The sequence below is a fragment of the Aquibaculum sediminis genome, from assembly GCF_040712085.1.
GTDB lineage: Bacteria > Pseudomonadota > Alphaproteobacteria > Kiloniellales > DSM-21159 > Aquibaculum > Aquibaculum sediminis.
The window spans coordinates 246,683-256,811 of the sequence record NZ_JBFCVK010000004.1 but is presented as its reverse complement, the minus strand read 5'-3'; the positions used below and the strand labels follow the sequence as shown (position 1 = coordinate 256,811).

At 67.2% G+C, this 10,129-nt stretch carries 12 protein-coding genes; 5 read left to right on the top strand and 7 right to left on the bottom strand.

Annotation, left to right across the window (positions count from 1 at the left end; genetic code table 11):
* The first annotated feature begins 55 nt into the window (after nt 1–55).
* From ABZ720_RS08345 to ABZ720_RS08335, 3 genes are all read left to right on the top strand, one after another.
* Nucleotides 56–787, top strand: coding sequence for an AzlC family ABC transporter permease (locus ABZ720_RS08345; RefSeq protein ID WP_366555057.1), 732 nt, complete (start codon nt 56–58; stop codon nt 785–787).
* Nucleotides 784–1,128, top strand: coding sequence for an AzlD domain-containing protein (locus ABZ720_RS08340; protein ID WP_366555056.1), 345 nt, complete (start codon nt 784–786; stop codon nt 1,126–1,128). The genes ABZ720_RS08345 and ABZ720_RS08340 overlap by 4 nt, the downstream gene beginning before the upstream one ends.
* Before the next feature lie 114 nt (nt 1,129–1,242).
* A complete protein-coding gene (locus ABZ720_RS08335; RefSeq protein ID WP_366555055.1) occupies nt 1,243–2,376 on the top strand; it encodes an NADH:flavin oxidoreductase/NADH oxidase in 1,134 nt (377 codons plus the stop codon).
* A gap of 12 nt (nt 2,377–2,388) precedes the next feature.
* On the opposite strand, the gene mtnA is transcribed toward ABZ720_RS08335, so the two are convergent.
* The 3 genes from mtnA to ABZ720_RS08320 form a co-directional block, all read right to left on the bottom strand.
* Complete coding sequence (gene mtnA, locus ABZ720_RS08330) at nt 2,389–3,486, bottom strand: S-methyl-5-thioribose-1-phosphate isomerase (RefSeq protein ID WP_366555054.1); 1,098 nt, start codon at nt 3,484–3,486, stop codon at nt 2,389–2,391.
* A 61-nt stretch (nt 3,487–3,547) separates the two neighbouring features.
* Nucleotides 3,548–4,237: a 5-formyltetrahydrofolate cyclo-ligase gene (locus ABZ720_RS08325; protein ID WP_366555053.1), complete on the bottom strand. Its 690-nt coding sequence runs from the start codon at nt 4,235–4,237 to the stop codon at nt 3,548–3,550.
* Between the two features lie 37 nt (nt 4,238–4,274).
* A complete protein-coding gene (locus ABZ720_RS08320; RefSeq protein WP_366555052.1) occupies nt 4,275–4,778 on the bottom strand; it encodes a group III truncated hemoglobin in 504 nt (167 codons plus the stop codon).
* 77 nt (nt 4,779–4,855) lie between these two features.
* On the opposite strand from ABZ720_RS08320, the gene ABZ720_RS08315 reads away from it, so the two are divergent.
* Together ABZ720_RS08315 and ABZ720_RS08310 are read left to right on the top strand one after the other, a co-directional pair.
* Complete coding sequence (locus ABZ720_RS08315; protein WP_366555051.1) at nt 4,856–5,302, top strand: RrF2 family transcriptional regulator; 447 nt, start codon at nt 4,856–4,858, stop codon at nt 5,300–5,302.
* On the top strand, nt 5,271–5,624 hold the full coding sequence (locus tag ABZ720_RS08310; protein WP_366555050.1) for a DUF488 domain-containing protein: 354 nt from the start codon (nt 5,271–5,273) through the stop codon (nt 5,622–5,624). Before ABZ720_RS08315 ends, ABZ720_RS08310 begins: the two co-directional genes overlap by 32 nt.
* Nucleotides 5,625–5,697: 73 nt before the next feature.
* Here the strand turns inward: ABZ720_RS08310 and glnT are convergent, their stop codons facing one another.
* The 4 genes from glnT to ABZ720_RS08290 form a co-directional block, all read right to left on the bottom strand.
* Nucleotides 5,698–7,005, bottom strand: a complete 1,308-nt coding sequence (gene glnT / locus ABZ720_RS08305; RefSeq protein WP_366555049.1) for a type III glutamate--ammonia ligase — start codon at nt 7,003–7,005, stop codon at nt 5,698–5,700.
* A 159-nt stretch (nt 7,006–7,164) separates the two neighbouring features.
* Nucleotides 7,165–8,496 carry an FMN-binding glutamate synthase family protein gene (locus ABZ720_RS08300; protein ID WP_366555048.1) on the bottom strand — a complete coding sequence of 444 codons (1,332 nt, stop codon included), beginning with the start codon at nt 8,494–8,496 and terminating at the stop codon, nt 7,165–7,167.
* Nucleotides 8,496–9,185 (bottom strand): GltB/FmdC/FwdC-like GXGXG domain-containing protein, encoded by a 690-nt coding sequence (locus ABZ720_RS08295; protein WP_366555047.1) that lies wholly within the window; start codon nt 9,183–9,185, stop codon nt 8,496–8,498. Before ABZ720_RS08295 ends, ABZ720_RS08300 begins: the two co-directional genes overlap by 1 nt.
* Entirely contained in the window at nt 9,186–10,067 is an 882-nt protein-coding gene (locus ABZ720_RS08290; protein ID WP_366555046.1) for a class II glutamine amidotransferase, read from the bottom strand. It abuts the gene before it with no gap.
* Nucleotides 10,068–10,129: the final 62 nt, after the last annotated feature.

Sequence of the window (10,129 nt, the reverse complement as noted above, 5' to 3'; positions counted from 1 at the left end):
CGTACGGCTGGTTGGTCGACTGGACCAATCGGCCCGACTGTGCCACAGCAAGCTTATGAGCGACTCAGGAGAGGGAACGGCTTCGGCACTGCGCCGCGCCTGGCTGCAGGGGATGCGCGAAGCCGGCGGCACGCCTGCGGCGGTGCTCGGTGCAGGTTACGTCGGTTTCGGCGCCTTGGCCCGCGATGCCGACTTCTCGCTGCTGCTCAGCCTTGTTTCCACCTTCGCGATCTGGGCCCTTCCCGGCCAGATCGCCATGATCGAACTCTACAACCTCGGCACCGCAGCGCCGGCGTTGGTCCTGGCGGTGATGCTCACCGCCGCGCGCTTCTTTCCCATGACCGCCTCGCTGCTGCCCAGCCTGCGTCATCCTCGCTGGCGCCAGCCGCACTATTACCTGGCCGGGCACCTCGTCGCCATGACCGGCTGGGCCGTGGCCATCCGGCGCTGTCCGCAGATGCGCCGCGTGGAGCGTCTTCCCTACTTCCTCGGATTCACCGTCCTGCTCTGGCTGGCCTGTGCAGTCGGGACCGTCGTCGGCTATCAACTCTCCTACCTCTTCACCGAACTGGTGACCCTGGGGCTGGTCTTCCTCAACCCCATGTACTTCTTCCTGGTCTTGAGCGGCGAGACCCGCAGCCGCCTGGGCGTGACGGCCTTGTTGTGCGGCGCGCTGGCCGGGCCCTTGCTGCACCTGCTGGTGCCGCAGTGGAGCCTGATCCTCGCCGGGGTACTGGGTGGGACACTGGCCTTCGTCCTGCTTGAAGCCCGGCAGCGCCGCTCGTGAGTGGCGACTGGTCGCTCTGGGGTCTGGTGCTGGCCTGTGGCCTGGCAACCTATTTCTGGCGCGGAGCCGGCGTGTTCGTCTCGGGCCGGCTCGACACCGATCAGCCGGTGTTCCGCTGGCTTGCCTGTGTGGCCTACGCGACGCTGGCGGCGCTGATTGCACGGATCGTCTTCCTGCCCGCAGGCCTCCTGGAGGAAACGGCGCTCTGGCAGCGCCTGCTGGCTAGTGCGCTGGCGCTGCTCGTCTTCCTGCTCACGCGCAAGAACCTCTTTCTGGGCGTCATTGCCGGGGGTGCCGGTCTGATGCTGATCAAGGTGATCAGCGATACGCTGTCGCTCTGAGCAGTGGCGCTGGCGTGTCCGCCGGGCCTGCACTGGTAAAGGGTCCGGCCACAAGGCTAAACTCGCCGCGCGGCTGCTGGCCGCAATGCCCGTTTTTCACGGTCCGGAGGTTCTATGTCCTGTCTGCTCGGTTCGCCGCTTCGCCTGCGCGATGTCACGCTGTCCAACCGCGTCGCTGTTTCACCCATGTGCCAGTATTCCGCGCGAGATGGCTTTGCCGGTGAGTATCACTTCGTTCATCTCGGGCGCTTCGGCCTTGGCGGTGCCGGTCTGGTCTTTACCGAAGCGACGGCCGTGGTGCCGGAAGGGAGGATCACCCACGGCTGTCTCGGCTTGTGGCAGGACGAGCAGATCCCCGGTTTGCGCCGGATTACCGAGTTCCTGAAGGCCCATGGCACGGTGCCGGGGATCCAGCTCGGTCATGCCGGCCGCAAGGCCAGCATGCAGCGGCCCTGGGAAGGCAACGGCCCCCTGGACGAGTCCAACTTCGCCCAAGGCGAGCGCACTTGGGAGACTATGGCGCCGTCGGCCTTGCCCATGGACGAGGGCTGGCTGGTGCCGCGCGAGATGGAGCGCGCCGATATGGAGCGCCTGATCGCCGCCTGGATCGCCGCGGTGGGGCGCGCCGAGGAGGCGGGTTTCGAGGTCATCGAACTGCACGCTGCGCACGGCTACCTGCTGCACTCCTTCCTCTCACCCATCAGCAACCGGCGCGAGGACGCCTATGGCGGCGACCGCGAAGGCCGCGCGCGCTTTCCGCTCGAGGTGGCCGAGGCGGTGCGCAAGGCCTGGCCGGCGGGCAAGCCGCTCTTCGTGCGTCTTTCTTCCGTCGATGGAATCGAGGGGGGCTGGCAGTTGGAGGACACGGTCTGGCTCGCCGGCCGCCTCAAGGAGATCGGCGTCGATGTGATCGACTGCTCCTCCGGTGGTCTGGCCGGCTCCGCCACTGCGGCGCGAGTCAAGCGCGGTCCCGGTTTCCAGGTTCCCTTTGCCGAAACGGTGCGGCGTGAGGCGGATATCGCCACCATGGCCGTCGGCCTGATCCTGGACGCCAAGCAGGCCGAGGCGGCCCTGGCCGAGGGCAAGGCGGATATCATCGCCATCGGCCGCCAGGCGCTGGCGCACCCGAACTGGGCGCTTTCGGCTATCGGAGAGCTGGAAGGCGATACGCCCGAAGGCTTCCAGCGCTGGCCGCAGCAGGCCGGCTGGTGGCTGGAGCGGCGTCAGCGGGCGCTGATAAAGGGCTGAGTAGTAGCCCGACTATTGTGCCGCTTCGCCCCGCTGATAGAGCCCGGCGAGGCCGGCGCGGCTGGCGGGGCAGGCGCCCCGGTCGGTAACGAAGGCGGTGACCAGCTCTGCCGGCGTCACGTCGAAGGCGGGATTGGCGGCGGCGCTGCCGTCGGGTGTGACCTGCACCTCGCAGATCCGTCCCGCCTCGTCGCGGCCCCAGATGTGGGTGACCTCGCGGGCGTTGCGCTCCTCGATGGGGATGTCGCGGCCACGCTCCACCTGCCAGTCGATGGTGGGGTAGGGCAGGGCGACATAGAAGGGCACACCGTTGGCCTTGGCGGCCAGCGCCTTCAGGTAGGTGCCGATCTTGTTGCAGACATCGCCATTGGCGGTGGTCCGGTCGGTGCCGACGATGCAGAGATCCACCAGCCCCTGCTGCATCAGGTGGCCGCCCGCATTGTCGGCGATCACCTTGTGCGGCACACCGTGGCGGCCCAGTTCCCAGGCGGTCAGCGCGGCGCCCTGATTGCGTGGCCGGGTCTCGTCCACCCAGACCTCCACTGGAATGCCGGCGTCATGGGCCATGTAAATGGGCGCCAGGGCCGTGCCCCAGTCCACCGTCGCCAGCCAGCCGGCGTTGCAGTGGGTCAGTACCCGCAAGGGCTCGCCGCTGGACTTGGCTTCGGCGGCGGCACGGAACAGCGGCAGGCCGGCTTCGCCGATGCGCCGGCAGAGTTCCACGTCTTCGTCACACAGATCGGCAGCCTGTTGCCAGGCGGCCTCCGCACGCGCTTCCACCGGCAGCGGCGCGACCGTGCTGCGCAGCGCGTCCAGCGCCCAGCGGAGATTGACGGCCGTGGGGCGGGTGCGCAGCAGCCGGGCATGGGCGGCCTCCAAGCCCTGATCGCTGGCGTCCCGGCGCAGGCCCAGTGCCAGCCCGTAGGCGGCGGTGGCGCCAATCAGGGGCGCACCGCGCACCACCATGCGTTCGATGGCCTGGGCGGCGGCCTCCAGATCCTCGAGCGTGAGTACCTCGAAGGCATGCGGCAGGCGGGTCTGGTCGATGACCTGCACCCGGCCGTCGCGCTCGCTCCAGATCGTGCGGTAGGGGCGTCCGTCCACCTTCATCGCTTCAGTCCCACGCTTGTCTTGCTTCAGGGACCTGTTGTGGGCGCGAGGAAGGCTGCGTTCAAGTCTCTCGGGGGTGCACCACGGCCTCTTCCGTCACCACGCAGTCCATCGGGATGTCGTGGCCCTGCGGGTAGATGGTGGGAATGGCCGCCAGGGTGAAGCCGACGCCGAAGACGCGCGGGCGCTGGGGCAGGGCGGCAAGGGTGCGGTCGAAGAAGCCCCCGCCGTAGCCCAGGCGATAGCAGTCGGGGTCGAAGCCGATCACCGGCGAGATCACGACGTCAGGCGTGACCTCCTCGGCGCCTTCGGCCGGGATGGGAATGCTCCAGACGCCGCGTTCCAGCGGGGCCCGAGGCTCCCAGGCGCGGAAGATCAGGGGCGTCGCCTTGGCCACGACCACCGGCAGCGCGGCGCGCCCGCCGCCGGCGATCACCTGCTTCAGCAGGCCGCGCAGGTCCGGTTCGCCGCGGAAGGGCCAGTAGGCGCTGACCGTCAGACCGGACGGATCGCCGATGGCGTCGGCCAGCCGCTCGGCGATCGCCGCACCCCAGGCCTTGCGCTGTTCCAGGGGCGCAGCCAGCCGGGCCTTCACCAGCCGGTCGCGCTCCGCCTTGCGCCAGCGCTGCACGTCGGCCTTCTGGCGCGGGTCGGCGGCGCTCGCGAGGCCGCTGTAGGCCGGGTCCACTTCGTGCATCAGGCAGGGTGGCGAGGCATAGCCGGCCGGAGTCTCATCGTTCGGGTCGCTCATGCTGCTGCTCCCAAATGCGGGTGAAAGTGGCGTCGCGCTAGGCCGCGGGCGGGAGTTCGACCTCATGGTCCGGGCGATGAAGGCGCTCGCCCTTGCTCAGAAAGTGGCCGCTCTGCACCGCAACGCCCAGTTCCAGGCTGTCGGCGATGCGGTGTGCGCGCTCGACGAAATGGGCTGCCGCCACCGGAGGGCAGACCTCCTCCGCCGTCTGCTCGAACAGGGCGAGCCAGCGATTGAAGTGTCGGCTGTCAACCGGCAGGGGGGCGTGCTTCTGCATCGGCTGTCCGTGATAGCGCCCGGTCATCAGGGCCACCGACGACCAGAAGGCAAACATCCGTTGCAGATGATGCTCCCAGTCCGCGATGCGCGCTTCGAACACGGGGCCGAGCAACGGGTCGCCGCGCACCTGCTCATAGAAGCGGCGCACGAGCCTCTCGATCATCGCATCGTCGATGCCGGTACGCTCGATGATCTCTTCCGTCAGTTGGATTCGGCGCTGACTGGGTGTGCCGGGACTGGTGGTTCTGGGACTGGCGGTCATGGCATCCTCAAATCGGTATTTCAAATACCTATTTATCATGCCATGCTGACGGGTGCCAAGAGATTACGGATGCAGCCATGCGCTTGACTTCTTTCACCGACTACGGCCTGCGGGTGCTGATGCGCCTGGCCGGCGCGCCGGGAACGCGCTTCACCACCGAGGCCCTGGCCCGCGAGTTTGCCGTCTCACGCAACCATCTGGTCAAGGTGGTGGGAGAACTGGTCCAGGCCGGGCTGGTGGAAAGCCGCAAGGGAGCGGGCGGTGGCATCCGGCTGGCCGAGGGGGCAAATAGGGTGAGCCTGGGGGCGGTCATCCGGCGCCTGGAGGGCGATGCGCCGCTGGTGGAGTGCTTCCGGGACGACGGCGGTGGCTGCACTCTGACCCCCGGATGCTTGTTGCGCGGGCGCTTGAGCGAGGCGCGCGAGGTCTTCCTGCGCGAACTGGACAAGACGCCCTTGATCGATTGTGCCTGGCCGCCGGGCGGAGGCGGGAATGTCGCGGATTCACATCAAGCGCGTCTATGATCCAGCGGCCGATGACGACGGCTTGCGCGTGCTCGTGGATCGCCTCTGGCCGCGCGGTCTGAGCAAGGAGCGGGCGGCGGTGGACCACTGGGCCAAGGACCTGGCGCCGTCGAGCGAGCTGCGGCGCTGGTTCCACCGCAATCCCGAGGCATGGGACGCCTTTGTCGCGGCCTATCGCGGTGAACTGAGCGGGCGCGACGACGACCTGCGCGCCCTGAACCGCCGCGCCGGCCAGAGGCCGATCACGCTGCTCTATGCTGCGCGTGATCGCGAACGCAACCATGCCCGGGTCCTGTGCGACCTGCTGGAATGCCTCGACTGAACGCCTGCAAAACGCAGAACGGCCCCTTCCGCGAGGGAAGAGGCCGTTCGGCAGGTCGCGATGAAGGCTGCGATCAGCAGTCGAGGGTCGTGCGCCGCTCCCACTCGGTGAGGTGACGGGCGTAGTCGTTCCACTCGGCCATCTTCAGCTTGAGGAAGCCGTCGATCACGTCGTTGCCCATGTGCTTGCGGAAGACCTCGTTGGCCTCCAGTTCGCGCAGGGCGTCGAGCAGGTTGAGCGGCAGTTTCGGCACGTCGTTGTAGAGGTGGCCGTCGGTGTACATGTTCACGTCCAGGCGCTTGCCCGGATCGCGCTTGTTCTCCAGGCCGTCAAGGCCGGATGCAAGCATGCCCGCCTGCATCAGGTAGGGGTTTGCGGCGCCGTCGGGCAGGCGCAGTTCCAGACGGTTCGAGTCCGGGATGCGCACCATGTGGGTGCGGTTGTTGCCGGTATAGGTCACGGCATTGGGGGCCCAGGTGGCGCCCGAGGCGGTGACCGGGGCGTTGATGCGCTTGTAGGAGTTGACCGTCGGGTTGGTCAGCGCGCAGAGCGCCGGGGCCGAATGCAGCAGGCCGCCGAGGAAGTGGTAGGCGGTCTGTGACAGGCCCAGTTCACCATCGCCCATGAAGAGGTTGTTGCCGCCTTCGCGCTGGTCCCATAGCGACATGTGGGCGTGGCAGCCGTTGCCCGTCAGGTCGATGAAGGGCTTGGGCATGAAGGTGGCGCGCAGACCATACTTCTCGGCCAGAGTCTTTGCCATGTACTTGAAGAACATGGTGCGGTCGGCGGTGATCAGCACGTCGGCGTAGCTCCAGTTCATCTCGAACTGGCCGTTCGCGTCCTCATGGTCGTTCTGGTAGGGCTCCCAGCCCAGTTCCTGCATGGCGTCGCACATCTCGCGGATGAGGTCGAAGCGCCGCATCAGGGCCTGGGGATCGTAGCAGGGCTTGGCGGCGCAATCCGCCGTATCCGCCAGGGCCGAGCCGTCGGGGGTGATCAGCGAGAACTCCAGTTCCACGCCGCTGCGCATATAGGCGTTGCGCTTGCCTCCGGCTTCGATGACGCGCTTGAGCACGTTACGCGGCGCCTGCTCCACCGGTTCGCCATTCATCCAGAGGTCGCCGGCAACCCATCCGACTTCCGGTTGCCAGGGCAGTTGGATCAGGCTGTCGGGGTCGGGCACGGCCAGGATGTCGCCGTCGGCCGGCGACATATCAAGCCATGTCGCAAAGCCGGCGAAGCCGGCGCCATCCTCTTCCATTCCAGCGATCGCGGCCGCTGGAACCAACTTGGCCCGCATCGAACCCTTGAGGTCCGCGAAGGATACGAGAAAGTACTTGATACCTCGGTCTTTTGCAGCCTGTTCCAGTTTACTCGCCATTGTCGTGTCCCTGTTCTGAACGACGTTCTTCCGATTCCGAAACGCCCTCTCCGGCTCGATGAGAACCGGAGAGGGCGGTAAAAGGCCGGGCATGAACCCGGCAATAGCCGTCGGCGCCACGGGCTGGCTGGTGCAGCACGCCCATAGGCAGCCGAAGCCTTAGAAGTTGCCTTGGCCCGGGATCCAACCGGTCCCGGCCAGAGGCACCCGGGCCATGGCGGCGGACTCGATGGTGGTGGCCACCAGGTCCTCCGGCTCCAGGTTGTGCAGGTGCGACTTGCCGCAGGCCCGCGCGATGGTCTGCGCTTCCAGCGTCAGGACCGCGAGATAGTTGCGCAGGCGACGGCCTGCCGCCACCGGGTCAAGACGCTTAGCCAGTTCCGGATCCTGGGTGGTGATACCGGCGGGATCGCGGCCCTCGTGCCAGTCGTCATAAGCCCCGGCCTCGCTGCCCAGAGCGGCATACTCTTCGGCCCATTGCGGGTCGTTGTCGCCCAGAGCCACCAGAGCGGCCGTGCCAATGGCAACCGCATCGGCACCCAGCGCCAGCGCCTTGGCAACATCTGCACCGTTGCGGATGCCGCCAGAAACGATGAGCTGGACCTTACGGTGCATGCCCAGATCCTGCAACGCCTGGACCGCGGGGCGGATGGCTGCGAGCAGGGGGATTCCCACATGCTCGATGAAGACCTCCTGGGTCGCGGCGGTGCCGCCCTGCATGCCGTCCAGCACCACCACGTCAGCTCCCGCCTTTACCGCCAGGGAGGTGTCGTAGTAGGGCCGGGTGGCGCCGATCTTGATGTAGATCGGCTTTTCCCAATCGGTTATCTCGCGCAGTTCGAGGATCTTGACCTCGAGGTCGTCCGGGCCGGTCCAGTCAGGATGGCGGCAGGCGGAGCGCTGATCGATGCCCTGGGGCAGGGTGCGCATTTCCGCCACGCGCTCGGAGATTTTCTGGCCCAGCAGCATGCCGCCGCCGCCCGGCTTGGCGCCCTGGCCCACCACCACCTCGATGGCGTCTGCCTTGCGCAAGTCATCGGGGTTCATGCCATAGCGCGAGGGCAGGAGCTGGTAGACCAGCTTATCGGAATGACCGCGTTCCTCAGGCGTCATGCCGCCGTCGCCGGTGGTGGTGCTGGTGCCCATTGCCGAGGCGCCGCGACCGAGCGCTTCCTTCGCCTGGGCGGAGAGCGATCCGAAGCTCATGCCGGCGATGGTTACCGGCGTCTTGAGTTCGATCGGTTTCTTGGCGAAGCGCGTGCCCAGCACCACGTCGGTGCCACACTTCTCGCGGTAGCCTTCCAGGGGATAGCGCGAAATGCTCGCGCCCAGGAAGAGCAGGTCGTCGAAGTGGGGCAGCTTGCGCTTGCTGCCGGCGCCGCGGATGTCGTAGAGGCCGGTGGCGGCTGCGCGGCGGATTTCGGAAAGCGTGTAGTCGTCGAAGGTCGCCGACTTGCGCGGGATGGTCGTCGGGGTCTTGGCCGTGGTCATCAGTAGGCGCTCACATTGTCGACCTTGAAGTTGTAGAGGCTGCGTGCCGAGCCATAGCGGCGGAACTCGCCGATATCGACCTCTCCGGTCGCGCCGGCCGCGTCGATCAGGGCGGCCAGTTCCTCGCGGTGCTTGTCCTCCATGGGCTTCTCGATGCAGTCGGCGCCCAGGCTGGTGACCGCGCCGCGGACATAGAGGCGGGCCTCGTAGAGGGAGTCGCCCAGCGCCTCGCCCGCATCGCCGAAAACGACCAGTCGGCCGGCCTGGCCCATGAAGGCGCTCATGTGGCCGATGTCGCCTTTCACGACGATATCGATGCCTTTCATGGAGATGCCGCAGCGCGCGCTGGCATTGCCGTCGATGATCAGCAGACCGCCACGCCCCGTCGCGCCGGCAGACTGGCTGGCGTCCCCCTTCACGTGCACCACGCCGGACATCATGTTCTCGGCCACGCCGAAGCCGGCATTGCCGTGGACGGTGATGTTGGCCAGCTTGTTCATGCCGGCGCAGTAATAGCCGACATGCCCCTCGATATCGATGTCCAGGGCGGCATCGACGCCCGCCGCCAGGGCGTGCTGGCCCTTGGGATTCTTGACGATCCAGTGGCGGTCGTTGCCCGGGTCGCCTTGCTCATGCAGCGCCTGGTTCAATTCCCGCAGGGAGGTAACGGAGAGGTCCACGGTTGGCATTCAGCGCTCCCAGAAGTAGGGGGTGGCGGGCTTGGGCTCCCACACACGGGCCTTATCAATGCCCGGCAGGTCGGTCAGCACCTGATACTCCGAGCCGAAAGCCACCCAGGCATCGGTTTCCGCCAGCACGGCGGGCTTGCAGGAAATCGGGTCGCGCAGCACGCCGAAGCCGCGGCCGGTCCCAACGACGAAGGTGTAGAAGCCGTCCAGGTCGTCCAGCGCGTGCGTCAGGGCGTCACCGAAGCTGTCTCCCTGGTTCATGCGCCAGGACAGATAGGCCGCAGCCACTTCCGAGTCGTTCTCCGTGCGGAACTCCATGCCCTCGCGGCGCAGGCGGCGGCGCAGGTCGTTGTGGTTTGAGAGCGAGCCGTTGTGCACCAGACATTGATCGTTGCCGGTGGAGAAGGGATGGGCGCCGTCGACGGTGACTGCGGACTCCGTGGCCATGCGGGTGTGGCCGATCCCGTGCGTCCCCTGCATCCGGCTGAGCCCGAAGCGCTTGGCTACGCTGGCCGGCAGGCCGACATCGCGGTACATCTCCACACGCTCGCCGCGGCTGGAGATCACCAGATCCGGTTCGGCGGCGATGACGGTCTGCACCTGCTCCAGGGAGGTCGCCGGCACCAGGGCCAGGGCATGGTTGCCGTGGGCGGTGATGCGCACATCGCTGCCCAGGCGCGCGCTGAGGCTTTCGAAATCCGGTTCGGCAGCATCGCTGCGAATCGTGAGCCGGACCATGCCCTCGATGGGGTCGCCATAGACCGCAAAACCGGCGCTGTCCGGGCCGCGGTCCGTCATCTTGATGAGCATGGTTTCCAGATGTGCACCCAGCTCTGGCGCCAGGCGCTGATCTTTAAGATAAAGTCCAACAATACCGCACATGGCGCAGTCCTCCAGGATGAGGCCTGCGAGCCTAGCGGCTCCGGCCGCCCTGTCAATAATAA